At 63.0% G+C, this 25,253-nt stretch carries 23 protein-coding genes and 2 tRNA genes; 14 read left to right on the top strand and 11 right to left on the bottom strand.

From position 1 onward, the window contains the following. The first annotated feature begins 90 nt into the window (after window positions 1–90). From ABW043_RS12085 to ABW043_RS12070, 4 genes are all read left to right on the top strand, one after another. Window positions 91–1,065 carry an alpha/beta fold hydrolase gene (locus ABW043_RS12085; protein WP_353921456.1) on the top strand — a complete coding sequence of 325 codons (975 nt, stop codon included), beginning with the start codon at window positions 91–93 and terminating at the stop codon, window positions 1,063–1,065. Between the two features lie 78 nt (window positions 1,066–1,143). Next, entirely contained in the window at window positions 1,144–2,466 is a 1,323-nt protein-coding gene (locus ABW043_RS12080; protein WP_353921455.1) for a pilus assembly protein TadG-related protein, read from the top strand. Continuing rightward, on the top strand, window positions 2,463–2,996 hold the full coding sequence (locus tag ABW043_RS12075; RefSeq protein WP_353921454.1) for a TadE/TadG family type IV pilus assembly protein: 534 nt from the start codon (window positions 2,463–2,465) through the stop codon (window positions 2,994–2,996). Before ABW043_RS12080 ends, ABW043_RS12075 begins: the two co-directional genes overlap by 4 nt. Beyond that, complete coding sequence (locus ABW043_RS12070; RefSeq protein WP_353921453.1) at window positions 2,993–3,514, top strand: TadE/TadG family type IV pilus assembly protein; 522 nt, start codon at window positions 2,993–2,995, stop codon at window positions 3,512–3,514. Before ABW043_RS12075 ends, ABW043_RS12070 begins: the two co-directional genes overlap by 4 nt. Before the next feature lie 3 nt (window positions 3,515–3,517). On the opposite strand, the gene hisN is transcribed toward ABW043_RS12070, so the two are convergent. Both hisN and ABW043_RS12060 read right to left on the bottom strand, forming a co-directional pair. Beyond that, the gene (hisN, locus tag ABW043_RS12065; protein WP_353921452.1) at window positions 3,518–4,312 is read right to left on the bottom strand and encodes a histidinol-phosphatase; all 795 of its coding nucleotides are present in this window, start codon (window positions 4,310–4,312) and stop codon (window positions 3,518–3,520) included. A gap of 349 nt (window positions 4,313–4,661) precedes the next feature. Then, a complete protein-coding gene (locus ABW043_RS12060; protein ID WP_353921451.1) occupies window positions 4,662–5,504 on the bottom strand; it encodes an N-formylglutamate amidohydrolase in 843 nt (280 codons plus the stop codon). Window positions 5,505–5,757: 253 nt separating this feature from the next. Between ABW043_RS12060 and cpdR the strand changes: the two genes are divergently transcribed. The 3 genes from cpdR to ABW043_RS12045 all read left to right on the top strand — a co-directional run bounded on the left by cpdR (window position 5,758) and on the right by ABW043_RS12045 (window position 6,455). Beyond that, window positions 5,758–6,117, top strand: coding sequence for a cell cycle two-component system response regulator CpdR (gene cpdR / locus ABW043_RS12055; protein WP_035086991.1), 360 nt, complete (start codon window positions 5,758–5,760; stop codon window positions 6,115–6,117). Between the two features lie 159 nt (window positions 6,118–6,276). Further along, window positions 6,277–6,351: transfer RNA gene (locus ABW043_RS12050), tRNA-Val, on the top strand. 29 nt (window positions 6,352–6,380) lie between these two features. Further along, window positions 6,381–6,455, top strand: a tRNA-Val gene (locus ABW043_RS12045). 107 nt (window positions 6,456–6,562) lie between these two features. Here ABW043_RS12045 and ABW043_RS12040 read toward each other — a convergent pair. The 6 genes from ABW043_RS12040 to ABW043_RS12015 all read right to left on the bottom strand — a co-directional run bounded on the left by ABW043_RS12040 (window position 6,563) and on the right by ABW043_RS12015 (window position 11,194). Continuing rightward, window positions 6,563–6,727 (bottom strand): hypothetical protein, encoded by a 165-nt coding sequence (locus ABW043_RS12040; protein WP_353921450.1) that lies wholly within the window; start codon window positions 6,725–6,727, stop codon window positions 6,563–6,565. Between the two features lie 107 nt (window positions 6,728–6,834). After that, a complete protein-coding gene (locus ABW043_RS12035; RefSeq protein WP_353921449.1) occupies window positions 6,835–8,130 on the bottom strand; it encodes an MFS transporter in 1,296 nt (431 codons plus the stop codon). Window positions 8,131–8,187: 57 nt separating this feature from the next. Continuing rightward, entirely contained in the window at window positions 8,188–8,589 is a 402-nt protein-coding gene (locus ABW043_RS12030; RefSeq protein WP_353921448.1) for a MarR family winged helix-turn-helix transcriptional regulator, read from the bottom strand. A gap of 183 nt (window positions 8,590–8,772) precedes the next feature. Next, window positions 8,773–9,840, bottom strand: coding sequence for a phytase (locus tag ABW043_RS12025; RefSeq protein ID WP_353921447.1), 1,068 nt, complete (start codon window positions 9,838–9,840; stop codon window positions 8,773–8,775). After that, window positions 9,833–10,492, bottom strand: coding sequence for a hypothetical protein (locus ABW043_RS12020; RefSeq protein ID WP_353921446.1), 660 nt, complete (start codon window positions 10,490–10,492; stop codon window positions 9,833–9,835). Before ABW043_RS12020 ends, ABW043_RS12025 begins: the two co-directional genes overlap by 8 nt. 81 nt (window positions 10,493–10,573) lie before the next feature. Continuing rightward, the gene (locus tag ABW043_RS12015; protein ID WP_353921445.1) at window positions 10,574–11,194 is read right to left on the bottom strand and encodes a pyridoxamine 5'-phosphate oxidase family protein; all 621 of its coding nucleotides are present in this window, start codon (window positions 11,192–11,194) and stop codon (window positions 10,574–10,576) included. A 137-nt stretch (window positions 11,195–11,331) separates the two neighbouring features. Here ABW043_RS12015 and msrB point away from each other — a divergent pair, with 137 nt between their 5' ends. Then, window positions 11,332–11,733: a peptide-methionine (R)-S-oxide reductase MsrB gene (msrB, locus tag ABW043_RS12010; RefSeq protein WP_353921444.1), complete on the top strand. Its 402-nt coding sequence runs from the start codon at window positions 11,332–11,334 to the stop codon at window positions 11,731–11,733. A gap of 35 nt (window positions 11,734–11,768) precedes the next feature. On the opposite strand, the gene hrpB is transcribed toward msrB, so the two are convergent. After that, window positions 11,769–14,213, bottom strand: coding sequence for an ATP-dependent helicase HrpB (hrpB, locus tag ABW043_RS12005; protein ID WP_353921443.1), 2,445 nt, complete (start codon window positions 14,211–14,213; stop codon window positions 11,769–11,771). 199 nt (window positions 14,214–14,412) lie between these two features. On the opposite strand from hrpB, the gene ABW043_RS12000 reads away from it, so the two are divergent. Beyond that, on the top strand, window positions 14,413–15,279 hold the full coding sequence (locus ABW043_RS12000) for an aldose 1-epimerase family protein (RefSeq protein WP_353921442.1): 867 nt from the start codon (window positions 14,413–14,415) through the stop codon (window positions 15,277–15,279). A gap of 127 nt (window positions 15,280–15,406) precedes the next feature. On the opposite strand, the gene ABW043_RS11995 is transcribed toward ABW043_RS12000, so the two are convergent. Beyond that, window positions 15,407–16,918, bottom strand: a complete 1,512-nt coding sequence (locus ABW043_RS11995) for a helicase HerA domain-containing protein (RefSeq protein WP_353921441.1) — start codon at window positions 16,916–16,918, stop codon at window positions 15,407–15,409. Window positions 16,919–17,006: 88 nt separating this feature from the next. After that, window positions 17,007–17,627, bottom strand: coding sequence for a class I SAM-dependent methyltransferase (locus tag ABW043_RS11990; RefSeq protein ID WP_353921440.1), 621 nt, complete (start codon window positions 17,625–17,627; stop codon window positions 17,007–17,009). 97 nt (window positions 17,628–17,724) lie between these two features. Here ABW043_RS11990 and ABW043_RS11985 point away from each other — a divergent pair, with 97 nt between their 5' ends. The 5 genes from ABW043_RS11985 (at window position 17,725) to ABW043_RS11965 (ending at window position 25,155) form a co-directional block, all read left to right on the top strand. Continuing rightward, window positions 17,725–18,609, top strand: coding sequence for a LysR family transcriptional regulator (locus ABW043_RS11985; protein WP_353921439.1), 885 nt, complete (start codon window positions 17,725–17,727; stop codon window positions 18,607–18,609). Between the two features lie 129 nt (window positions 18,610–18,738). Next, window positions 18,739–19,416 carry a GntR family transcriptional regulator gene (locus tag ABW043_RS11980; protein ID WP_353921438.1) on the top strand — a complete coding sequence of 226 codons (678 nt, stop codon included), beginning with the start codon at window positions 18,739–18,741 and terminating at the stop codon, window positions 19,414–19,416. Window positions 19,417–19,515: 99 nt separating this feature from the next. Further along, on the top strand, window positions 19,516–21,204 hold the full coding sequence (locus tag ABW043_RS11975) for an ABC transporter ATP-binding protein (RefSeq protein WP_353921437.1): 1,689 nt from the start codon (window positions 19,516–19,518) through the stop codon (window positions 21,202–21,204). Then, entirely contained in the window at window positions 21,201–22,175 is a 975-nt protein-coding gene (locus ABW043_RS11970; RefSeq protein WP_353921436.1) for an aldo/keto reductase, read from the top strand. Before ABW043_RS11975 ends, ABW043_RS11970 begins: the two co-directional genes overlap by 4 nt. 70 nt (window positions 22,176–22,245) lie before the next feature. Next, window positions 22,246–25,155, top strand: a complete 2,910-nt coding sequence (locus ABW043_RS11965; RefSeq protein ID WP_353921435.1) for an insulinase family protein — start codon at window positions 22,246–22,248, stop codon at window positions 25,153–25,155. Window positions 25,156–25,253 lie beyond the last annotated feature (98 nt).

Raw genomic sequence — 25,253 nt, 5'->3', positions numbered from 1 at the left:
TCAAAAAAGGCCAGCATTCCCCCGCCCGGAATGCTGGCTTTTCTTTACGCCTCTCGACTATCGTGCGCGGCGTCATTCACGGAGGCGCGCGTGACCGCACAGGTCGATCCCACTGGTCCCAAGCTCGCAGTTGTTCCGTCCAATCCGGTGCCGGCCGGTGCGCGGGTGGGCTATGTGACGACGCCCGACCGGGTGAAACTGCGCTATGCCATCTGGCCGCGATCGGCCGGGCCGCATCGGGGCACGGTGTGTCTCGTGCAGGGGCGCACCGAATATATCGAGAAGTATTTCGAGACGATCGCCGACTTTCAGGCGCGCGGCTTTGCGGTGGCGACCTTCGACTGGCGCGGGCAGGGCGGTTCGGACCGGCTGATCGGCAATCGCACCGTGGGCTATGTCGATCGGTTCGACGATTATTGGACCGACCTCAGGACCTTTCACGCCGAAATCCTGTTGCCCGATTGTCCGCCGCCATTTTACCTCGTTGGCCATTCCATGGGTGGGCTCGCCTCGCTCTATGCGACGACGCGCGACCGGATGATGTTCGACCGCGTCTTTCTTTCCGCCCCGATGGTGAGCCTTCACGGCATGGAACACAGCCTGGTCGGCTTTTGCGCCTTCGCCGAGACGCTGAGCTTTCTGGGGCTCGGTGCGGTGCCGCTCAAGCGCAAGGGCGATCGGCGGCCGAGCGAGGCAGGCTTCCTCGACAATCCGCTGACATCGGACCTGTTGCGCTATACCCGCATGGTTGACACCGTGCGGGCCGATGACGGGCTCTATATCGGCTCGCCGAGCTTTCGGTGGCTCGCTGCGTCGATGAAGGCGATGGTGGAAGCCAATCGCGAGGATTTTGCCGGGCGGCTGCAGATTCCGCTGCTGGTGCTGGCGGCGGCGCGGGACACGATCGTGTCAACGCCGGCGCTGGAGCAACTGGGCCTGCGGCTGCGCAACGGGCGGCATGTGGTTGTTGCCGGGGCCAAGCATGAGCTTTTCATGGAGACCGACCCCGTGCGCGGTCAGGTGCTGGCGGCGTTCGACGCCTTTATCACAAATCAAACGCGCTAAATCTTTCGTAACACCCGATATCTAGGGTCGCGCTGACCCAGGAGGGTCTTGGGGACCCCGATGAGGCAGTTACGACGTTTGCTGAAGGATCAGCAGGGTAACGTCGCGGTTATTTCCGCATTGATGCTCTTGCCGATGCTGGTTTTGGCCGGCGGAGCGACCGACATTGCCCGCTATGAGGCCTTTCGCGCGCAGTTGCAGGACGGGGTGGACCGGGCGGTGCTCGCATCCGCGTCTTTGACGCAGCGCAGCAGCATCGAAAGCACGGCCGCGGAATACCTCAAGTCGGTTACGTTCATCGACGATGTGACACTCGATATCGACTATGAGACGGCGCTGAACTCGCGGGCGGTGACGATCACGGCGCGCTATGAAATGGCCACCGGCTTTCTGCCCCTGATCGGCATCGACTCCATGCCGATCGTTGCCGTGGCCAGCGCAGCGGAGCGACGGCCAAACCTCGAAATTTCACTGATGCTGGATATATCCGGCTCGATGCTCGACGATAGCCCTTCGCGCATCAGCCTGTTGCGGCCGGCGGCCAAGCAGTTCGTCGACGCCATGATCACGGAAGATACGGCGCCCTACACCTCGCTCAGCATCGTGCCCTATGCGGGGACGGTCAATCCGGGGGCGCTTGCCTTTGGTTTGTTGGGGGTGACACGGCAGCACAATTATTCGTCCTGTATCGAATTCGACCACACCAGCAATGTCGACTACGGGACGGGCATGGTGCCGTTTAACCTGCGGGCGCAAGTGCCGCATTTCACCCACAACCATGCGAGCAATCCGGGGGGTAAGGAGTGGTCTTATTGCCCTTATGAGGCAACCTCGATCACCTATCTTTCCAATAATGCAACGGCACTGAAGGCGAGGATCGACAGCCTGAAGCTCCACGACGGCACGGGTACGGGCGTCGCTACCAATTGGGGTTATCTGCTGCTCGACCCCTCCGCACAGCCGTTCGTCTCGCGGATGGCCGCCGCGGGACAGGTGCCCATGCAGTTTTCGAACCGTCCTGCCGCCTTCAATGACAGTGATACACTCAAGGTCCTCGTGCTGATGACGGACGGGAACATCTCCAATCAGGAGCGCCCCAAGCAATACGCCTTCCCCCGAGCGCAAGAGGGTGGGCCAAGTCTAAAAACGCCCCCATACCAGTACGGAAGTAGCAACAACACTGCGCTGAAGCCTACTGCCAGTGTGTCATTGAGGCGTGTCTGTCAGATTGCAAAGGAAAACGGCGTCATAATCTTCACTATCGGGTTCTATACGACCAGTGCCGATCTTACGACGTGCGCCTCGAGTGCCAACCACTTTTACAATGTGAAGGGCAACGGCATTACGCTGGCATTCCAGTCGATCGCGAACAGCATCCAAAACCTGAAGCTGACGCAATGAGCAGTCCGTCGCACAGCCTGATCCGGTTCTTGCGGCGCGATACGCGCGGCGCTGCGGCGGTTGAATTTGCGCTGGTCGTGCCGATCCTATTGGCCATCATTTTCGCCACGCTCGAAGCGGGCTGGATCATGGTTCAAACTATCATGCTCGACCGCGCCCTCGACATGACGGTGCGCGAGTTGCGGATTGGCAGTTTTACCGATCCGACACAGGAGAAGATGCGCGACCGCATCTGCGAGAAAGCGGTGGTGCTAGCCGACTGCCGCAACACAATGGCGCTGGAACTTATTCCGGTGATTGATGCATCAAGCTATCCCACCGATGCCGCGCGATGCCTAGACCGCTCGACCGAAATTGAACCCGTACTGCGGTTCAATCCGGGGCAGCGTTCGCAGATGGTCTTTGTTCGCGCCTGCTACGTCGTTGCGCCATTGACGCCGAAATTTGCGCTCGGATTGCTGTTGTCCAAGGACGCAAATGGCGATGTGCGCCTGATCTCGAAGTCCGGCTTTATCAACGAGCCCGCATGATGAGGTCTGACGAGCGCAAGAGTTTCAGGCGTGATGAGCGCGGTGCGACCGTGGTCGAGTTCGCGCTGCTGGCCCCGGTGTTACTGCTCGTGCTGCTCGCTTCGGTGACGGCATTCGATCTTTTTCGTAGCGCGCAGAATGTCGAAAAGGCGACGTTCAGCATCGGCGATATGCTCTCGCGCCAGAAGACGATTTCGTCTTCTAAATTGGCGGACGTGCTGGGCTTCATGCGCAATGTAGCGCCGTCATCTAGCGATGGTGGGCTGCGCATCAGTTCGGTTGGCAAGAAGAACGGGGTGTTTGAGGTGCTCTGGTCGCGCAGCGTTGGGTCCAATGTGCCGACGACGGCGATACCGACCTCGATCCTGCCCGATATCGCCAATGGCGATACGGTGCTGGTGACGGAGAGCTTTGTGCCCCATGAGGCCATGTTTGCCGGCTTTGGACTGAGTGACGTTAGCTTCACGGCCAATGCTGTGCATCGGCCGCGCTTTGTAACCTCGATCGCGTTTCAGTAGGCCTCAGGCCGCGTTGATCAGCTCGAGCGTCTTGTCGAGCAGGGCCTGGCTCGCCGCAGCCACGACATTGCCGCCACCGGTTGGCTCCGAGCCGTCCCAGCAGGCGATGGCGCCGCCGGCTTCGCGGATGATCGGCACGAGGGCGGCGATGTCATAGGTGTTCAGGTGCGGCTCGATGACGAGGTCGGCATGGCCGGCGGCGAGGAGGGCATAGCCATAGCAATCCATGCCGAAGCGCTGGAGGCGCGTGGCACCCTCGACGGCGTGCCATTTGGCGGCGAGGCCTGGCGTGTTGAAGAGTTTTGGCGTGGTGGTGAAGACGCGGGCCGGAGCGAGATCAGTGAGGCCGCTGGTGCGATTGATCTGGGTGATGCCGCCGCGCTCGTAGCGTGACTGGCCGGGCACGGCGATGAAGGTTTCCCCGATAAAGGGCTGGCTCATGATGCCGGCCCTGGCGACACCATCGACGGCAAAGCCGATCAGCGTGCCCCAGACCGGCGCGCCGGAGATGAAGGCGCGCGTACCGTCGACCGGATCGATGATCCAGGTATAGGGGCTGTCGCCCGATGTGCCCCATTCTTCGCCGATGATGGCGTGGTCGGGGAATGCCTCGGCGATGATGGCGCGGATGACTTTTTCGGCCCCCTTGTCAGCCTCGGTGACCGGGTCGAAGCCTGATGTCAGCTTGTTGTCGACGGCAAGGCCGGTGCGGAAGAGGGGGAGGGTATGGGCCGCTGCGGCATCGGCGGCGGCGAGCAGGGTCGCTTCGATACGGGCGAAGTCGGGGGTCGTGGCCATGAAAAAATCCTCACGCAGCAGGCTGAGGAGGTTTAGGAGGCGGCGCGGCGGGGGGCAAGCGGGCAAATGCCGACCCGCGTCAGGCATTTACGTTTTTAGAGCGGCATGGGACGCCAAAAATGTCGCCGATCCGTCATGATTCATTTTTGCAACAGCGGGATTTGAAGCGCGGTTGGTACCGTGATCGGCCTTGTATGGGAGCGAAAAGAGGTTCAGCCTTCATTGGCATGATGCGTAATCCGGGCCTCGCGGCAGCTCTTGCGCCGGTCCGGGCGCATCGTTCCTCCCTTGACTGGGCCGCCTTTCGGGGCGGCCCTTGTTTGTGAGAGGCTTCTTTCCGGGGACAGATCTATTCGGCGGCGGCGCGTTCTGGCGCGGCGGCCGGCGTCGCCAGAAGCAGCAGGTCGAGGCCGATCAGTGCGTGGATCATGCTCTCGACGAGCTGGCGCAGCGGCTCGAAGCCGGCATTCTTTTCCAGCGTCGCTTCATTCATATAAAGATGCCGGCTGACTTCGATCTGCAGGGCATGAACGCCATGCTGTGGGCGGCCATAGGCGCGGGTGCAGAAGCCGCCGGCATAGGGGCGATTGCGCGCGACTTTCAATCCGGCGGCGATGAAGCCGGTTTCAACAAGATCGATCAGGGCCGGCGAACAGGTGGTGCCATAGCGATCGCCCAAGACGATGTCGGGCGTCGCCCGCTCGCCATGGCGGCCAAGGCGCGGCATGGAATGGCAATCGATGAGCACGCCGACGCCGAAGCTGGTGGCGGCTTCGGTGAGAAGGCCCTGCAGGGCGGCGTGATAGGGGTGGTAAATGCCTTCGATGCGCATGCGCGCGTCATCGAGGGTGAGCTTTTCGCGGTAGATCGGCTTGTTCTCGGCGACGACACGCGCCAGCGTGCCAAGGCCGGCGGCGACGCGCGGCGAAGTGGTGTTGAACCGGTCCGACAGGGGATCGACGAACATGGTGGGATCAAGTTCCCAGGGTTCGCGATTGACGTCGAGATAGGCGCGCGGGAAATGCGCCCGAAGCAGCGGGGCGCCAAGATGGGGCGCGCGCGCGAACAGTTCATCGACATAGGCATCTTCGGACTGGCGGATCGAAAGATGATCGAGCCGGGTCATGGCGAGGAAGCGGTCGGGATAGCTTCTGCCGGAATGGGGCGAATTGAACACGAGCGGCGCGACCATTCGGCGGGGCCGTATGGTTTCGAATGCCGGTTGATCCCAATAGTCGGATCGCACGCTGCCTCCACGGGGGCCGCGTTCAGGGCGCGGTCGAGTGATTTGCTGTCACCCAAGTGTCGCGCGACGCAGCCAACTTGTCCAGTTGATTGCAAAAACACGCAATGGCGGCGTGAGGCCGTTTGCGTTGCGGCAAATCTGAATTAAACATCGACTTAATACGACTCACTGCCGGACTGGCCCCGAAAGAAGGTTTTTGATGAAGCGAATTCTGCTCGCCGAAGACGATAACGACATGCGCCAGTTCCTCACGCGCGCACTCAAGAACGCGGGCTATGAGGTCGTCTCGTTCGACAATGGGCTTTCGGCCTATGAGCGGCTGCGCGAAGAGCCGTTTTCGCTGCTGCTCAGCGATATCGTGATGCCCGAAATGGACGGGATCGAACTGGCGCGCCGCGCGACCGAACTCGATCCGGACCTCAAGGTGATGTTCATCACCGGCTTTGCCGCCGTGGCGCTCAACCCCGACAGCGACGCGCCCAAGGATGCGTCGGTGCTCTCAAAACCCTTCCACCTCAAGGATCTCGTGTCCGAAGTGGAGCGCCTGCTGGCGGCATAGCTATCTGCGCATGCCTTCTCGCAAAACCGGTTTCCACTTTTGCGGGGCATGCGTAACGAAGAAATCCACAGGCGCGGAAATGACCCTCTTGACCCTTCGGTCGCTTCATGGTTTATCCGCGCCACCGGAACGGCGAATGCTGAACCGGCCCGGAGAGATGGGCGTATAGCTCAGCGGGAGAGCACTACGTTGACATCGTAGGGGTCACAAGTTCGATCCTTGTTACGCCCACCATCTCTTCTTCCTTCCCTGCCAAGTGCAGCGGGTGCGTAGCTCAGCGGGAGAGCACTGCCTTCACACGGCAGGGGTCACAGGTTCAATCCCTGTCGCACCCACCATCTGACTCCTCGACATCGCTGGTGGTCTTTTCAAGGCGCAAACGCTTTTGGCAATTTGCCATGTGCGTTGGGCCAAGGGCGCTTGGCGCCCCCAGCCGGGCTGGGATTTACAGGTCGTCCTTGGTTATGACGTCTGACAGCGCGGTGTTTACCTCGCGCTTGCCTTCGCCCCAACTGGCGGCATTGCCGTCCTTGTTGAGGTAAGAGGGCCGGCCGCCGCTGGCGCAGCCGGCGAGAATGACGACGACCGCAATTGTGAAAATCATCCGCATGAAATGGGCTTCCCGTTGAATTGGGGGACCATATCTGCGGGCTTTGCGGCGATGCAAGCCTTGGTTCGGCCAGCACGCGGGAACGTGCTGGCATTGATTCCGTGGGATCAGGCGGGCTGCAGGGCCGGGCGCTGCGTGCCGGGGCGCTGGAGCAGGAGCACGGCGACGGCGGCGATGATGCACATGGCGCCGGCAAGTTGCAGGGCGGGCAGATAGGTCGAGAAATCGCTGCGGAAGGCGCCAGCGCCATAGGCGGCGGTGGCGGCGCCGAGCTGGTGGCCGGTAAAGATCCAGCCGAAAACGACACCGGCCTTTTCGCGGCCAAAATTGTCGGCGGCGAGTTTTACGGTTGGCGGGACGGTTGCGACCCAGTCGAGGCCGTAGAAGACGGCAAAAATGGCAAGCTCGGCGAAGGTGAAGCCGGAGAAGCTGAGATAGATCAGCGAGAGACCGCGCAGGCCATAGAACCAGAACAGCAGGAAACGGTTGTCGAAGCGGTCGGAGAGCCAGCCGGCCAGAACCGTGCCGAAGAAATCGAAAATGCCGATGACGGCGAGCGTGCCGGCCGCGGTGACGGCGGCCATGCCAAAATCCCCGCAAATGGAAATCCAGTGGGTCTGGATGAGGCCATTGGTGGAGAGCCCGCAGATGAAGAAGGTGCCGAAAAGCACCCAGAAAGCGGGAACGCGGGAAACCTGCTTGAGGGTGACGATGGGCAAGGCGAGGGTCTTGAGGAGGCTCTGCTCGCGCTTGGGAACGGGCGTGATGCTTGTGTCGCCATAGGCGGGCAGACCCAGATCGGCCGGGTGATCGCGCATGAGGAGAGCAACCAGGACCATGGCGCTGGCAATGATGGCGACGGCAAGCGTCATGGCGGTGCGCCAGCCATAGGCCTCGGTGAGCGACGCGAGAATGGGCAGGAAGACGAGCTGGCCGGTGGCGCTGCTGGCGGTCATCAGGCCGACGACAAGGCCGCGGCGCTTGGAGAACCAGCGGGTGGCAACGGTGGCGCCGAGGACGAGGGCAGTCATGCCGGTGCCGGCGCCAATCACGACGCCCCAGAGCAGCAGCAACTGCCAAACTTCGCGCATGAAGAAGGAAGCCACGATGCCGGCCATGATGAGGCCAAGGGCGGTGGTGACCACCTGGCGGATGCCAAAATGGTTCATGAAGGCGGCTGCGAAGGGGCCGAGGAGGCCAAAGAGCACCAGGCGCACGGCCATGGCGGCGGAAATGTCGGCAATGTCCCAGCCGAATTCCTGATGCAGGGGCTGGATCATGACGCCGGCGGAACCCATGGCGCCGGCGGTGGCGAGCATGGTGAGAAAGGTCGTTGCGGCAACAATCCAGCCATAGTGCAGGTTGCGGGCCTCCATCCATCTGGCGACGCTGTTGGAGATCATTTTTCGATTGCCTTTCCGCGGGCGAATATGTGGGCATATGCCCGTTTTTGGTAAAAATCAGAGAGAGGAGAGGAGGTCAGCGAGGACCTTCATGTTTTGGGGGCCGAGGCGCGCTTCGAATTCGCGCTGGGCCTGATCCCAGAGAGGGGCGCCGGCATCGAGGATGTCGTGGCCTTTTTCGGTGATCGTCAGCATGGCCTCGCGCTTGTCCTTGCCGGGGACAGTGGCGATGAGGCCCATACGTTCGAGCACCTTGGAATTGCGGCCGACGGTGGAGCGGTCGAGTTCGACGCGGGTGCCAAGGTCGGTGAGGGAGACCGGGGCCATGCGCCGGATGTTTCGGAGGAGGCTGAACTGGCCGATATTGATGCCGAGCGGCGCCAGCAGGACGTCATAGCGGGACGTGGCCTTGCGATAGGCCTTGCGGAGCTGGGTGGCGTGGCAGACGTCGTTTTGCATGGTTGTGGGTATATGCCCGCAAATCGAGTTTGGCAAGGTGGGCTGTTGCTTCGATTCACGATGTCATTCCCGCGAAAGCGGGACTCCCTCCTCTGAAACGGAGATCCCCGCTTCGCGGGGATGACGTGGTGACGAATTGGGATGACGTGGTGATGAATTGAGGTGGCGCAGGTAGGAACTTGCCTAGTCGGCGAGCTGCATCGCTTGCATGACATCGGCCCAGGAAACGAACTTGAAGTTGCGATTAAAGCCTTCGTTGCGGTCGTCCTGAACCACCATCAGACCCGTGGGGAAGCGATCGGAAAGGGCTGTGGTGGTCACGTCGAGGCCGTCGGTCTCAGACACCGGGTCGGTGGCGCCGGTGACGAGATTGAAGGAACCGTAGCAAGGCTGGTTGCCTTCGGCGTCGGGCTGGCGCGCATAGAGGACGTAGCGGTTGACGCCCTGGGCCGACGCCAGGATGTAGCCGGTATTGTCGGCGCCCTTGACCACGGCGAGGCCTTCGAGATCGTCTTCGGGGAGGCAGGTGGAGCCCACCTTGTCGACGAGGTGGCCCGATGTATCGGCGTCGGGCGCGGCGGCGAAGCGCCAGAGGCCGCCGTCCTCTTCGCCGACATAGATGAAGCCGAGTTCGTCATCGGCGACGACGCCTTCGGGCTGGGTGGGGACGGCGAGTTCGCGGGTAAAGGCGAGGCTCAGTTGGCCGGCCGTGGAGGTCACTTCCCACTGCATGATCTCGCCGGTCTTGAAGCTGGCGATGACGAAGAGGCGATGGGCGGTGGCGTCGTGGTAGAAGCCGATGCCGTAGATGTCGTCGTCGATCTTTCGCGGGGCGCCGGGGAAGGCGAAGGGCGTTGCCTGGGTCAGCGTGCCGGTGGCGTCGACGGTGTAGAGGACGATCGTATCGTCATTGCGGCGCGAGGCGGCGACGAGGCTCAGGGTTTCGTTGCCGACGGAAACGTCCTGGCGAATGTCGACATTGTTGAGGCGGCCATCGGAGAGGCGCTGGACGATCTTGCCGTCGAGATCGAAGACGACGAGGCCGACATCCTTATCGGTGCCGATGACGCGGCTTTGTGCCGGGTCAGCCGTGTTCACCCAGATGGCCGGGTCGTCGGGATCGATATCGACATTCTCGGTTTCGAGCGTTGCCGAGACACTGGCAAAGATCGGCTCGGGCTGGGCGAGGGCGGCGCTGGTCCAGCAGAGGCTGAGGGCCAGGACGGCGAGGGCCGGGCGCGGATCAATCATCGATTTCGGCTTCCGTCACCGGCACGGTGAAGGAGAGGGCGAGTGTCTTGCCATCGCGCGTGAGGGTCGCAAAGCCGCCGATGAGGCCATTGGCGGCGACGCCTTCGGCATCGGGGGTGCCTTCATTGAGGGCGAGGTCGAGGGTGCCGCTATCGACGAGGCCCTCCTCGTTGACGATGGTGCTCTTTTCGACCCATTCCCATTCGAACTGCACTTCAAGGCTCGCCTTGGCGCCTTCGGGGAATTCTTCGTCGGGCGAGAGCGCGAAGCTCAGGGGCAGGGTGTGGGTGTTGAAATCGGCATTGGCGAATTCGAGTTCGATCGTGCGCTCGATGTCGTTCATCACCGCATTGACGGCGACTTCGAAGTCGATGAGCTGCAGCGCGCCGGCATCGTCGTGGCCATATTCGCGCTTGCCGATCACTTCGGCGGCGGCCCCTTCAAGGGCGGGCAGATTGACGTTGAAGCTATAGTCGCCAAAGGCGCCGACCATGACGAAATGCGGCGTGGCGCCGAGCCAGGCGGTGGGCGCCGTGGCGGTTTCGCCCAGAGTAGCGTTGAAGTTGATCGCCTGGTCTTCGGCGGAAAGGGTCTGGGCGAACGCGGGCGTGGCGGCGAGCAGCAGGGCGAGGGTTGCAACCTTGAGGCGCATGATCGGCTTCCAGCATTGGGATACGCTGTTGTCGACCATCTGCGTGTCGGCGCGATGACAGTTTCGTGATCGGTCCTGTGCCTACCACATGGTGGCTTTGGCGCGCTCGGGCCAGGCTTTGTCATAGGGCTCGCCGCCGACATTGTTTTCGCTCATGGCGGCGAGAATCTGGCCGGGCGAGGGGAGGGTCGCCGGATCGATATGGCGTTCGGGATTCCAGAGTTCGGAGCGGACGATGGCGCGGGCGCACTGGAAGTAGAGTTCGTCGATTTCGAGAACGATGACCGAGCGCGGGGCCTTTTCGTCGACGGCAAAACTTTCGAGCAGCGCGGGGTCGATGGAAAGGTGGGCGCGGCCATTGGCGCGCATGGTGGTGCCGGAGCCGGGCAGGAGGAAGAGGAAGGCGCAGCGCGGATCGCGCACGATATTGCGGAGGGAATCGATGCGGTTATTGCCGCGGCGGTCGGGCATCATCAGGGTTTTTTCGTCTGCGATGCGGACGAAGCCGGCTTTGTCGCCGCGGGGCGAACAGTCGATGCCTTCGGGGCCGACAGTGGCGAGGGCCGCGAAGGGGCTGGCCTCGATGAGGCGGCGATATTCGGGCGTCACCCTGTCGGTGACTTTTACGGTGGAAGCGGCACCGGGGGCGGGAAGATAGAGGGCTTCGAGCTCAGCAATGGACGAAACGATATGCTGGGACATGAAGACCTCTTTTGGAACGGGCGGGGAAGGAGCGTTTGGGTGGGCAGGTCCGCGCGTCGTGGTGGAACGACGCTGGCGAATGGGTGTAACTAAACCTATATCAGCAGCGAATGACAGTGCGACAAAGGAGTTAAGCCATGGATGCCCATGCCTATCCCGTGACCCGGACCGATGCCGAATGGCAGGAGCGTTTGACGCCTGAACAGTACTATATCATGCGCCAGCACGGCACCGAGCGGCCCGGAAGCTGCGCGCTGCTGCACGAAACGCGCGAAGGCACTTTTGCCTGCGCCGGGTGCGATACGCCGCTGTTTGGTTCGACGCTAAAATTTGAGAGCGGCACTGGTTGGCCCAGTTTCAATGACCCGCTGCCGGGTGCGGTGGAAAGCACGATCGATCGCAGCCATGGCATGGTGCGCGAGGAAGTGCACTGCGCCACCTGCGGCAGCCATCTGGGGCATGTGTTCCCCGATGGTCCGCCCCCGACCGGGCGCCGTTATTGCATCAACGGCGTGGCGCTGAATTTTACGCCGGCCTGAATGACCAAAACCCGCGGTGCGAACCGCGGGTTTTTTTATGTGCCGCGAGGCTTGGCGCGGTTGGTGGCGGGGGCGGCGATCGGGTCTTCGGGCCAGGGGTGGCGGGGGTAGCGGCCCTTGAGATCCTTGGCGACGTCTTTCCAGCTGCCGCGCCAGAAGCCGGGGAGGTCGCGTGTCGTCTGGATGGGACGATGGGCGGGGGAGAGCAGGACCAGAAGCAAGGGAATGAGGCCATTGGCGATACTGGGGTGGCGGTCGAGGCCGAAGAGTTCCTGCACGCGGATTTCGAGCGCCGGGCCGTTTTCGGCGGCGTAGTCGATGGGGAGATGGCTGCCGGAGGGCGCGGAAAAATGGCTCGGCAGCAGGCGGTCGATTTCTTGCTTTTTGGCCCAGGGGAGAAGGGTATCGAGGGCCTGACCGAGATGGTCGGCCGAAATGGCGGAGAGGCGGGTCTCGCCTGTTATGTGGGGCACAAGCCAGTCTGGATCGGCGGCGAGAGCAGTGTCGGAGAGATCGGGCCAGTCGGCGCCAAGGGTCTGGTGGAGGAAGCTGGCGCGGGCGCGGAGGGCTTTCTGGTCCTTGCTCCAGGGCAGGGTTTCGGGGCGCTTCAGCGCGGCTTCGGCGAGGATCTTTGCCGCTTTTTCGAGATCGGTGACGGGGGTGGGCTCATCGGCAAGGCGCAAGGCGTCGAGGCGGCGCTGGCGGCGGGCCCTAACGGAGCCGGAGGCGGCGTCGAAGGTGAGCGTCGTTTCGCTCACGATGTGATGGCCGAAGAGCGTTTCGAGGTCGGCGGGGTCGAGGGCAGCGGCGGAGCGGATACGGCCTTGAGTGGCGCTGCCGGTGATAACGGCGACGACGAGGAAGCTGGCGCCGGCAAGTGAATGGGTTTCGTCGACCTGGGCCTGGCGGCCGTTGGCGAGGCGGAAGCGGCCGCGCGGACCGGCGGGCTGGGCGACGCGGTCGGGGAAGGCGCGGGCAAGGTGGTGGCCGGGGTCGCGGGGGTCCTTGTTGGTGCCGCCGGCGAGTTTGCTCCAGCGTTTTGCCATGGCGCGGGCATCCTGGGCGCGGGGGGAGCGGTCGGTGCGGAAACGGTCGAGGCGGCGGGCGAGGTCGGTATCGTCGCCACCGAGGCCGCGTTCGCCGATCAGCACGGCCAGTTCGGCAGCGGTTTCCGCATCGCCATCTTCGGCGCCGGCAACGACCATATGGGCGAGGCGCGGATGGAGCGGGAGTTTGGCGAGCGCTTTGCCGGGGGCAGTGAGGCGGCCTTCTTCGTCGATCGCGTCGAGGCGGGTGAGGAGGGCCTTGGCTTCGGCCCAGGCGGGCGCGGGCGGGGGATCGAGGAAGGAAAGGGCCGTGGGGTCGCTGACGCCCCAGGCGGCGAGGTCGAGGACGAGCCCGGAAAGATCGGCGGAGAGGATTTCGGGGGTTTCGAAGGCTTCGAGGGCTGCGGTCTGGCCTTCGTTCCAAAGGCGGATGGCGACACCGGGAGAAGTACGGCCGGCGCGGCCGCGGCGCTGATCGGCACCTGCGCGGGAGACGCGGACGGTGGCAAGGGTCGTCAGGCCCGTGGCGGGTTCGTAGACGGGAACGCGGCGGAAGCCTGAGTCCACGACGATGCGGACGCCTTCGATGGTCAGCGAGGTTTCGGCGATGGAGGTGGCGAGCACGATCTTGCGGCGGCCGGCCGGGGAGGGCTGGATGGCCGCGTCCTGCTCGGCGGGGGTGAGCTGGCCATAGAGCGGGGCGAGGTCGGTGTTGGGGGGCAGGCGGGTGGCGAGGCGTTCGGCGGTGCGGGTGATTTCGCCCTGGCCGGGGAGGAAGACGAGAGCAGAACCTTCGTGCTCGCGCATGGCCTTGAGGACCGCCTTGGTCACCTGATCTTCGAGGCGCTCGAGCGGGTCGGGCTCGGCATGGATTGTCTCTACCGGAAAGGCGCGGCCAGGGCTGTCGATGACGGGGACACCGTCGAGGAGTTTGGCGACGCGGGCGCCATCGATGGTGGCCGACATGACGAGGAGTTTGAGGTCCGGCCGCAGGGCGCGGGCGTCGAGTGCCAGGGCAAGGCCCAAATCAGCATCGAGGCTGCGTTCGTGGAATTCGTCGAAGAGCACGGCGGCGACGCCCGAAAGCTCGGGGTCGTCCTGCAGCATGCGGGTGAAGACGCCTTCGGTGACGACTTCAATGCGGGTCTTGCCCGAAACCTTCGATTCCATGCGGACGCGAAAACCGACGGTCTGGCCGACCTCTTCGCCAAGGAGCTTTGCCATTTGCCGTGCGGCGGCGCGGGCGGCAAGGCGTCTTGGTTCGAGGACGATGATGCGGCCATCCCCGCGCCAGGGAGCGTCGAGCAGGGCCAGCGGCACGCGCGTCGTCTTGCCGGCGCCGGGCTGGGCGACGAGCACGGCTCCAAACCCTCGGGCGAGAGCGTCGGCCAGGGCCGGCAGGGCGGCGTCTATCGGCAGCGGCGGCAGGGTCATGGACAGGTCCTTTACTCGCTGCTTACTCGCGCTCTGCTAATCACTCAAGTGATTGCCTGTGGCCAGGTTTTGCCGCGCCTTCACTTCTCAAAAGTGATCCCATCGCTTTTGCGGAAGGCGTTTCGGGTAGTTTCCTTGATTATTCAACAAGGCTAGGGTCCGCTGCCCCGCCTAAAGAGAGATTGCCTGGAGGACGCACATGCAACTCACTCGAATCAGCAATAGCGACTTGACGGTAGACGTGGCGGCTCTGGGAGCCGAAATGCAGTTGCTATCGACCCGGGATGGTCGGAACTGGCTGTGGAGCGGAGACGCCACCTATTGGACCGGCCGTTCGCCGGTTTTGTTCCCCATGGTTGGTCGTGCACCCATGGACGTGGTCAGTGTTGGAGAGCAACGCTATCAGATGGGCCAGCACGGCTTTGCCCGGCGCAGCAACTTTACGCTGGTCGAGGAATGGCGCGAGCACTGCATCTATCGGCTCGAAGCCTCGGAAGCGACGCGGGCCATGTTCCCGTTCGATTTCCAGCTCGATGTGGAGCATCGGCTGGAAGGGCGGGCGGTGATCGTGACAGCCACGGTGACCAACAAGGATACGGTGGTCATGCCGTATGGGGTCGGCTTTCATCCCGCCTTTGCCTGGCCGCTGCCGGGGGGCGAGGGGCAAAAACACAGTGTCGTCCTCGAAAATGGCGGGGAGCCGGCGCTGTTCCGCCTTTCAGGAGGTCTCGTCAATCCCGAGCCGCTGGCTTCGCCATTCGTGGCGGGTGCGCTGGCGCTCAACCATGCCGATTTCGAGAAGGATGCGATGATCTTTCCGGACGGGGCGGGGGCCGGATTGGTGTATCGGTCCGAAAATGGGCCAAGCATTCACTTCACCTGGGAGAACCTGCCCAACTTTGCGCTGTGGACCAAGCCGGGGGCGGGGTTTGTCTGCCTCGAGCCCTGGCACGGGACGGCGGCGGAAGTCGGGGGCACGGATGCGCTGGATCAGCGGCCATATACGGCGCTGCTAGGGCCCGGGGCGCGTGCGAAGTATTCGTTCAGGGCGGAGTTGGTTGGGTAGGCCGAAGGCTGTCCATCACTCAGCATTTCAAGCTTCTCAGATCCCCGCGAAAGCGGGGATTTTCGTTATGACGCAGGGGGTTCCCGCTTTCGCGGGAATGACATCGTGGACGGGACTGGAGGCGGAGTTACTCCGCCGCGCCGCGTTCGTCGGCGAGCACGTCGGGGCCGTTGGGATCGCCGGGGGCCGTTTCGACGCCGAGATCGGGGAAGGCGGCGATGCGCTGGTTGCGGAAATCGGTGCGGATGACGATCAGGCCGCGTTCTTCGAACCAGGTGAGAAGACGGCGGGCGCGGCTGGTGGAGTGGGTGCCGTAGAGGCGGGCAATGGTAGCGTCCGAGGGGCAGGGGCCGCCGACAAGGGCCGCCTGGGCGAGGACCAGGAATACGCCTTGCACGTCATCAGTGAGCGTTTCCGAAAGCGCGAGCGCCTGCTGCCAGCCGTCCGATGAGGCGGTTTCTTCGTCGGGCGCAACGCGAGCGACGGCGAGGAGGCGCTTGAAGGCGGGCAAGGCCGGCGGCTCGCCGGGGACACGGCGAATGCGGCAGCGCACCAGAAAGTCCTGGTAGAGCTGGGCCGTATTGCGGAAGCCGGCGTCGGGGTCGCTCATCAGTTCGACCATGACGGACTTGATGGTTGCTTCACGCTCGGCTTCGTCGATCTCGGGGAAGAGCGAGGTTGGCTCGGGCTCGCGCTCGGCGCGGGCGCGGGCGACCTGGGCGAGGAGCTCGTTGGTCGAGGGCGGCGGCGGTGGCGGTGGGCGGCGCACAACCGGGCGGGCGATTTCGTCGGGGTCCATGGTGAAGATCAGGTCGGCAGCGTCGACCGGAGCTTCGGGGAGCGGGGTCAGTTTAGGACTGGTCGAGCGGGCCGAGGTTTCAACGGGGCCGATGACGATGGGCAGCGGACGACGCGAGACAGCCGGGCCGAGGGCGACGAAATGACCGCGGGCGAGGTCGCGGAACTGTTCGGCCTGGCGACGGTCCATACCGAGGAGATCGGCGGCGCGGGCCATGTCGATATCGAGGAAGGTGCGGCCCATCAGGAAGTTTGACGCTTCGGCGGCAACGTTTTTCGCCAGCTTTGCAAGCCGCTGGGTGGCGATGACGCCGGCTAGGCCGCGTTTGCGGCCGCGGCACATCAGGTTGGTCATGGCGCCGAGGGAGACCTTTCGGGCTTCGTCGGACACCTCGCCGGCAGCGGCGGGGGCAAAGAGCTGGGCTTCGTCGACGACGACGAGGACCGGGTACCAGAAATCGCGATCGGCATCGAACATGCCGCCGAGAAAGGCGGCAGCGGCGCGCATCTGCTGCTCGGCATCGAGCCCTTCGAGATTGACGACGACCGACACGCGATGCTGGCGCACGCGGGTGGCAATGCGGGTCAGTTCGGCTTCGGTGCGGGTGGCGTCGACGACGAGATGGCCGAACTTATCGGCGAGCGTGACGAAATCGCCCTCTGGATCGATGACGCATTGCTGCACCCAGGGGGCGGATTGTTCAAGGAGACGCCGCAGAAGGTGGGATTTGCCGGAACCGGAATTGCCCTGCACCAGGAGACGGGTGGCCAGCAGTTCCTCAAGGTCCATGTGGGCAGTGCCGGTACCCCGGCTCTCGCCCATGTCGATTGCAACCTGCATCTCAACTCCAGCACACGCGTGAAGTGACCCTTAGCACGTCGCGTCGCCGATTCGGCAAAGTGGTGGTTCAATTCACAGAGTCTTGGGCTCAGGCCGGTTTGCGGGCGATCATGAAGACGGCGGCTTTTTTGTTGGGCAGCCATTCGTGTTCGACGGCAAAGCCTGCTTCCTCCATCGCGGCGTGCAGATGGCCCTGGGTCATGACGTCGAGATGGGGCAGGAGGCCGAGTCGGCTGCCGAGCGGGGCGACGAAGCGGATGGCGGGCAGCATGTCGCGCAGGCAGGCTGTGCTGGTGACGAAATAGCCGCCGGGTTTGAGGGCCGAAAACACCTTGGCGATGGCGGCCTCCTTGTTCCGCAGCAGGTGCAGGACGGACAGGGCGAGCACCATGTCGAGGCTTTCGGGGGCGAGGTCGACGTTTTCGATGGAGCCGATTTCGAAGCTGATATTTTTGACGCCGGTCTTGTCGGCCTTGCCCCTCGCGATCTCGATCATGCGCTCGGAAAAATCCACGGCGCGGATGTGCCTGACATTGGCGGCGTGAATGAGTGCCGTCGAGCCGGTGCCGCAGCCGAATTCGAAGAGGTCCATGTCGGGTCGCAAGAGGCGCCGGGTGGCGACGAGCTTGGTCTGATAAGCCGTTTCATCGGCAATCGGCTCGGCTGCGTAGCGATCGGCCCTGCGATTCCAAAAAGCCTGCTCGGTCATCGGTTGGCTCTCCCGTCCACATTCAATGACACAAAGATACGATTTCGTCGGTTCAAACAAAATTGCAGAAACTGGCACAGATCATATACATGAATGCATGGATGATTATCTCGACTGGAACCAGATGCGCGCGCTGCTTGCCACGGTGGAGGCGGGATCGCTTTCGGGCGCGGCGCGAAAACTGGGGCTGACGCAGCCGACGCTGGGGCGACAGGTGGCGGCGCTGGAGAAAAGCCTGGGCGTGACCCTTTTCGAGCGTGTGGGGCGCGGGCTGGTGTTGACGCAGGCGGGGCGGGAACTGGTCGCGCCGCTGCGAGCGATGGGCGAGGCTTCCGATACGATCGCCATGGTGGCGTCCCGGCAATCGCAAGCGGTGGAGGGGCTGGTTCGCGTCACAACCAGCGACGTCTATGCGCAATATCTGCTGCCGCCCGTTCTCATGAAATTGCGGCGAGTGGCGCCGGGCATCGTCGTCGATGTGGTGGCTTCCAACGAGGTCGAGGACCTGATCCGTCGCAAGGCCGATATCGCCATTCGCCATGTGCCACCGCAGGAGGCGGAACTGATCGCCCGACGCTTGCCGGACAGCACGGCACGAATTTACGGGACGCCGGCGCGGGTTGCGCAGATTGAGCGGCCGCTGAGTGCAGAGACACTGGGCCGGGCCGAGTTTGTCGGCTTCAGCGAAAATATCGAGGTGCTGACAACCGAGTTGCGGCGCCATGGGCTGGGGGTGAGTGCCGCCAGCTTTCCGTTGATGACCAATAGCGGGCTTGTCGCCTGGGACTGGGTAAGGCGGGGTATGGTGTTGGGCGTGATGATGCAGGCGGTGGCCGAGGCGACGCCGGAGGTGGTGGATGCCTGGCCGGAGTTTGCCGGCGTGCCGGTGCCGACCTGGCTCGCTACCCATCGCGAATTGCGGACTGCCAAGCGCATCAGGGTGGTCTTTGACCTGCTGGCGGAAGCACTGACCCCGAATTGACAGGCTGGGCAAATGCCGATCTTGTATGGAAGTGCGCCGGCATTGGCCAGAAAGCTGTGGAAGTCTGCGGGGGCATAGAGCCTTGCGCCGGTTTCCGGACCATGGTCGGAAAAGAAGGAATCAGCAGCCATGGCCCCAGCGGCATTGGAAAACACCAAGGAAACTATCGCCATGCGCGTCGTCGACGCGCTGCGCGATGACATCATCACCATGGGGCTAAAACCCGGTGATGTGATTTCCGAAAGTGACATTGCCGGCCGCTATGGCGTATCGCGCCAGCCAGTGCGCGAGGCCTTCATTCGTCTGGCCCAGCAAGGCCTGCTGTTGATCCGCCCCAAGCGCGCGACGGTGGTGAAGAAGATTTCGCCCGTGGGCGTGCGGCAATCGCGCTTCATTCGCGAAAGCATCGAGGTGGAAATCATCCGCCGCGTTGCCGGGCAGCCGAGCGACGATGCCGCCGATGTGCTGGTCAAGCTGATTGCGGACCAGGAAGCAGCGTCCGATGCCGGCGACAGCAGGCGCTTTCATACGCTCGACGAGTTGTTCCACCGGACCCTCGCGCGGCTGGCGGGTGTCGAATATGCCTGGCAGCTCATTGACGATCACAAGATGCAGCTCGATCGCGTGCGTTACCTAACGCTGGGCGTCTCTTCGACGCAGCGCGCCATTGCCGAACACAAGCAGATCGTCGAGGCGGTGGCCAAGGCCGACCCGACGGCTGCCGAGACGGCGATGCGGGCGCATCTGGCCCGGGCCGAACTGCTGCTCAACCAGACGATCTCGGATTTTCCTGACTATTTTGAATAGGCTAGGCCGCGGGTTTTTGTGCCTCGCGGGTTGACCCCACGCACTCACCTCGTCAGGTTACGCGTCCTTCTGAACGCCCCGGCAGACGAGCGAACGCCCATGACCCGAACGGACTGGACGACGGCCTGGCCCGCTTTGCGCGCCATTCTCACCCACTTCTGGAAAGACTCCAGCCTGATGGTGGCCGGGATCACGGTGGTGACGCTCGCCTCCTCGGTTCTGTCCATTGCGACGCCCTATGTGTTTTCGCGGTTGGTGGACGAACTGGCCGCCGGCAATGTCGCGGCGGGGCTGGCCGCGGCTTTTGTCGGCTATGCGGTGATGCGCGGCTTTGAGACGCTGTTTGGCTATGCCTCGGGTTTCATGTCGTTCATGACCTCGGAAAACCTGAAATTCAGCGCGGCGACGGAGTTCTTTTCAAAGCTGCTGAGGAAGCCCGGGACCTTTTTCATCGAGCACAATCCGGTGGCGATCCAGACGGCGCGGGCGCAGGGCGAAGGGGCTGTGCAGTCGCTCGTGCAACTGGCCCTGATCGTCTTTGTGCCTGGGGTGGCGCAGATTGCCCTCTCGATTGCCCTCCTGGGCACGGCGATCAGCAGCGAGATCGTCGTCATCGTGGTGATCTACGGGCTCTGCTTCATCACGCTGACCTATTTCGCCAATCAGTGGACGCGGCCGCTGCTCGACAAGGCGATCGAAGCCAATCAGGACAATGCGCGCTTTGTCGGCAATTCGGTCAATGCGATGGAGACGATCCGCTACTTCAATGGCGATCGCTGGATCAGCGAGAAGTTTGCCGAGAAGGCGGAATTGGCGCGGGCGTCCTGGGTCGGCTGGTCGTGGCGGCGCATTGCGCTGTCGGGGCTGTTTGGTCTGGCGCTCGCCGTGCAGCTGGCTGTGACCTATGTGATCCTCTTGCCGCGCTTTGCCGAGGGACTGATGACGCTGGGCGATCTGGTGCTGATCAACCTCGTGCTGGTGCAGCTCAACCGGCCCTTTGAAATGATCGGCACGGCGATCGACGAGGTGATGCGGTCGATCTCGCGCTTCAAGCCTTTTGCCGAGATGTGGCAAGCGCCGGACGATCGAGCGAGCCATGGTGATCGCCATCTGAAGTCGGTCACGGGGCAGATTACTTTTGACGGGGTCGGCTTTCGCTATGGCGACCGGCAGACGCTCGAGGCTGTGTCCTTTTCGGTGTCGCCCGGACGCATTGCCTTCATCACCGGGCCGACCGGGGTCGGCAAGACGACGCTGTTCCGGCTGGCGCTCAAATCGCTGGAGCCGACCGAGGGTCGCATCCTGGTCGATGGCGTTGATCTGGCTGAGATCAATCGCACCGACTGGTATGACGCCGTGGGCGTCGTGCCGCAGGATGTGATGCTGCTCAACGATTCCATTGCGGCCAATATCGTTCTTGGGCGGCCATTCGATAGGGAGCGCATGCGGCAGGCGGCGGCCAGTGCCTCGATCCTTGGATTTATCGAAAATCTGCCGGAAGGGTTTGAGACCACGGTGGGAGAGCGCGGCCTAAAACTTTCGGGTGGGGAAAGGCAGCGCGTGTCGATAGCGCGTGCACTTTACGCCAGTCCCAAAGTATTGTTCCTCGACGAAGCGAGTTCGGCCCTCGACGAGACAACCGAGGGACAGATCATGCGCGAATTGCGGGGGCTGGATGGGGTGACCATCCTCGCCATTACGCATAGACGCAGCGTGATCGGGCCGGATGATCAGATTATCACGCTGGGTACGGAACCGGCGGACAAGGATACGGAGAGCCTGGAATGAAGACGCGGCGCTTGGGCAAGACGGGTTTTGAGGTCAGCGAGATCGGGCTTGGCTGCTGGCAATTGGGCGGCGATTTCGGGCCGGTCGAGGACGAGGCGGCTTCAGCCATTCTCGATGCAGCCAATGGCGCCGGGATCAATTTCTGGGATACGGCCGACGTTTATGGCGGCGGGCTTTCCGAGCGGCGGATTGGCGCCCATGCCAAGGCATTTGGCGTGAAGGTCGCGACCAAGCTTGGCCGTTCGGCGGCGCTATTTCCCAACAAGTATAGCAAGGACCGGGTGCGCGAGAGCCTCGTCGGTTCGGCGCAGCGGCTCGGCGTTGCCTCGCTCGATCTGGCGCAGCTTCATTGCGTGCCCACCGAAGTGCTGCGCGACGGCGCGATCTTTGGCTGGATGGACGAGTTCAAGGCCGAAGGGCTGGTGCGCCATTGGGGCGCCAGTGTCGAGACCATTGAAGAAGCGATGATTTGCCTCGAACAGCCGGGCTGCGCGACGCTGCAGATCATTTTCAATTTGCTGCGCCAGGATGCGGCGGAAAAGCTGCTGCCGCTGGCGGCGGAAAAGGATGTCGGCATCATCGTGCGCCTGCCGCTCGCCAGTGGGCTACTGAGCGGCAAGTATGACAAGACGTCGACGTTCGAGGAAACCGACCATCGCAATTACAATCGCGATGGCCAGGCGTTCTCGGTGGGCGAGACCTTTTCGGGCATCAAGTTCGAGAGGGGTGTCGAGCTGGTGCAGGAATTGAAGGGGCTGGCGCCCGAGGGCGTGCCGATGAGCCAGTTTGCGCTGCGCTGGATTCTCGACCATCCGCAGGTGTCGACCATCATTGCCGGCGTTTCAAAGCCCGAACAGATCGCTGACAATGTTGCGGCCACGGAGCGCAAGAACCTCTTTCCGGCGCTGATGACCCAGCTTGGCGAATGGTATCAGAAAGAAGTGAAGCCCGAGATCCGCGGCGGGGTGTAGGCCCGGCCCTAGCGGAACCCGACCGCCGCACCTAGGTTAGCTTCACAAAACAACAAGACGAGCCAGTATCATGTCTATCCATCCCGCTTTCGAGCTTGTGCGCGACGAGTCCATTGCCGAGATCAATTCACAGGCGCAGCTCTTTCGGCACAAGAAGACCGGGGCGGAGGTACTGAGTCTCGTCAATGACGACGAGAACAAGGTTTTTGGCGTGACGCTGAAGACGCCGCCCGATGACTCGACCGGCATCGCGCATATTCTCGAGCATTCGGTGCTGTGCGGCAGCAGAAAATATCCGGTGAAGAAGCCGTTCGTGGAGCTGCTGAAAGGCTCCATGCACACCTTCCTCAACGCCATGACCTTTCCGGACAAGACGGCCTATCCGGTGGCGAGCGCCAATCTCAAGGATTTTTACAACCTTGTGGATGTGTATCTCGACGCCGTGTTTTTCCCGCTTCTTACAGAAGACACCTTTGCGCAGGAAGGCTGGCACTATGAGCTGGAGAGCCTCGATGCGCCGCTCGTTTATAAGGGCGTCGTCTTCAACGAGATGAAGGGCGTGTTTTCTTCGCCCGACTCGGTGATGCATGACCAGACGCAGCGGGCGCTTTATCCCGATACGATCTATGGGCTCTCCTCGGGCGGCGACCCGAAGGATATTCCGGCGCTGACCTATGAGCAGTTCAAGCGTTTTCACACCAAGTACTACCATCCCTCCAATGCCCGGGTGGTCTTTGCCGGCGATGACGCGCCGGAAAAGCGGCTCGCTATTCTCGACGAGGTGTTCAGCCAGTTCGATGCGGCGCCCGTGGATGCCGACATTGCGCTGCAGCCGCGCTGGAATGCGCCGCGGCAGGTGAGCGGGGCCTATGCCGGGACGGTCGATGCGGAGAAGCGGCGCGACGGCATGGCGAGCGTCAACTGGATGATCGACCCGCCCAGCGGCCGCGAGGAAACGCTGAGCCATGGGCTGCTGAGCTATCTGCTGGCTGGCAATTCGGCAGCGCCGTTGCGCAAGAAGCTGACCGAGAGCGGTATTGGCGAGAGCATGCTCGGTGGTGGTATTTCCACCTGGCTGCGCCAGCCCATGGCTGGTTTTGGTCTCAAGGGCATCGACCCGGCTGATGCCGAGAAAGTCGAAAAACTGGTGCTCGATACGCTGGCGGAACTGGCCGAAACCGGCTTTTCCGAAGAGCAGCGCGAGGCGGCGCTCAATACGTTTGAATTCCATCTTCGCGAGCAGAACACCGGCGGCCAGCCGCGCGGCATGAGCTATATGTTCACCGCGCTCGGTTCGTGGCTGCATGGCGGCGATCCGCTGGAGCCGCTGACTTTTGAAGCAGCGTTGACGGCGCTGAAGGAAAAGGCCGGGCAGGGGCATTTCGAGAAGGAAATCCGCCGGCTGTTCCTCGACAACACGCATCGCATCACCTCGAAGATCGAAGCCGATCCGGAGCTGGGTGCGCGCGAAAAGCAGGTCGAAGACGACAAGCTCGCCGCGGTGCGCGCTGGCATGGATGACGCGGCGCTGAAGGCGACGATTGCGCAGACCGAGAAGCTGAAGGCGCTGCAGGAAGAGGTCGACAAGCCGGAAGACCTGGCAAAGATTCCGACGCTGACGCTGGGCGATCTGGATCGCTCGATCCGCATGTTGCCGACGGACGAGAGCGATCTCTTCGGGGCGCGGCTGATGCATCACGACCTGCCGACGCTGGGGATTTTGTATCTCGATCTCGGGTTTGACCTGAAGGTTCTGGAGCCGGCGCTGCTGCCCTATCTGCCGTTGTTCGGTCGGGCGTTGTTGCAGACCGGGACGAGCAAGGAAGATTTTGTCAGCCTGACGCAGCGCATTGGGCGCACGACGGGCGGCATTTCCCAGCACCGTAGTCTTGCGACGCGGCTCGACAATGACGAGACGGCGGCCTGGTTCTTCCTGTCGGGGAAATCGGTGCCGGCCAAGTTTGGCGACATGCTCGACATCATGGGCGAGGTGCTGCTCGACGCGCGGCTCGACAACAAGGAGCGCATTCGCCAGATGGCGCTCGAGGAAAAGGCGGGCTTTGAGGCCCGCATGATCCCGGCCGGCAATTCCATTGTCGATACGCGGCTCAAGGCGGGGCTGACCGAGGCGAGCTGGGCGGCAGAGCAATTGGGTGGCGTGAGTTATCTCAACTTCCTGCGCGATCTGGTGAAGCGCATCGACAGCGATTGGGCGGGGGTGGAAGCCACGTTCCGCCGCATCCGTGATGTCCTTTTCAATCGCAAGGGCATGGTGGTCAACCTGACTTCCGACGCGAGCCTCTTTGCCGAGACGCGTGATGCGCTGGCGAGTTTCGTCGAGGCGCTACCGCAGCGCGACGCGGTGGCGCATGATTGGGGTTTTGCGGCGGAGCCGAAGTCCGAGGGCTTGGTCATTCCGGCGCAGGTCAATTATGTCGGCAAGGGCGCGAACCTCAAGGCCTTGGGCTATGAGGCCTCGGCTGCTTCGGCCGTGGTGCTGCGCTTCCTCAATACCACCTATCTCTGGGACAAGGTGCGCGTGCAGGGCGGGGCCTATGGCGGGTCGAGCCGGTTTGACCTGTCTTCGGGCAATTTCTCGTTCCTAAGCTATCGCGATCCGAACCTCCTGAAGACGCTCGATGTCTATGACGGGGCGGCAAAGGCACTGCGGGCGGGGATTGGCGAGACCGATCTGACGCGTTCGATCATTGGCGTGATCGGCGATGCCGACCGGCCGGAATTCGTCGATTCCAAGGGCTATTCGGCCATGTGGCGGATACTGACGGGCACGACCGATGCCATCCGCCAGCAGCGCCGGGATGAAATCCTGGGCGCAAGCCAGAAGGACTTTTCGGCGCTGGCCGATGCGCTCGATGTGCTGGCCGAGAAGGGTCACGTGGTGGTGCTGGGTGGCGAGACGGCCATCAAGGCTGCGAACGACCAGCGGCCGGGACTGATGGAAGTCAGCAAGGTGATGTGAGGCAACGGGCCAAACAAAGATCCCCGCTTTCGCGGGGATGACACAGTGGATGAATGGGGCGCCTTGGGCGCCCCAATTTTTTAGTGGCCCAGGGATTT

Origin of the sequence: Devosia sp. (genome assembly GCF_040509215.1) — a bacterium.
In the GTDB taxonomy this organism is placed as follows: Bacteria; Pseudomonadota; Alphaproteobacteria; order Rhizobiales; family Devosiaceae; genus Devosia.
Note: the sequence above shows the minus strand (reverse complement) of the source record. Positions and strands in the feature narration are given on the sequence as shown.